1 protein-coding gene is annotated in these 699 nt (G+C 66.0%); it reads right to left on the bottom strand.

Annotated elements, in window-relative coordinates; translation table 11 throughout:
* Positions 1 to 699, bottom strand: a 699-nt coding sequence (locus FSO04_RS45960; RefSeq protein WP_154568036.1) for an aldehyde dehydrogenase family protein, incomplete at both ends; no start/stop codon positions are given.

Raw genomic sequence — 699 nt, 5'->3', positions numbered from 1 at the left:
TCGCCTCCGGACCGCCTTCCGACCCATAGCCCGAATCCTTCACGCCGCCAAACGGCATTTCCGGCCAGGGCGTGGCAGGCTGGTTGATCCACAGCATGCCGACTTCCATCTGTTGCGACAGCAGATGGACGTTGCGGAACGACTTCGTGAACGCATAACCCGCGAGACCAAACGGCAGACGGTTCGCCTCGGCGATCGCTTCTTCGAGCGTGTCGAAACCCCGGATCGCGGCGATCGGGCCGAACGGCTCGTTGTTGAACACGTCCGAGTCGAGCGACACGTTGGTCAGCACGGTCGGCGCGAAGAAGTTGCCTTCCGAGCCCACGCGTTCGCCGCCCGTCTCGACCTTCGCGCCGGTCTTGCGCGCGTCGTCGAGCACCTTGCTCATCGCGGTGAGACGGCGCGCATTGGCGAGCGGTCCGATGGTCGTGCCTTCCGCAAGACCGTCGCCGAGCTTGAGACCTTCAGCATGCTTGACGAGCGCCGCGGCGAATTCTTCGCGGATGCTGTTGTGCACCAGAAAGCGCGTCGGCGAGATGCAGACCTGGCCGGCATTGCGGAACTTCGCGGCGCCCGCGGCCTTGATGGCCAGCGCCACGTCGGCGTCTTCGGCCACGATGACAGGCGCATGACCGCCCAGCTCCATCGTCGCGCGCTTCATGTGCGTGCCGGCCAGCGCGGCCAGTTGCTTGCCGACCG

This window comes from Paraburkholderia madseniana, from assembly GCF_009690905.1.
GTDB classification, from domain to species: Bacteria; Pseudomonadota; Gammaproteobacteria; order Burkholderiales; family Burkholderiaceae; genus Paraburkholderia; species Paraburkholderia madseniana.
Note: the sequence above shows the minus strand (reverse complement) of the source record. Positions and strands in the feature narration are given on the sequence as shown.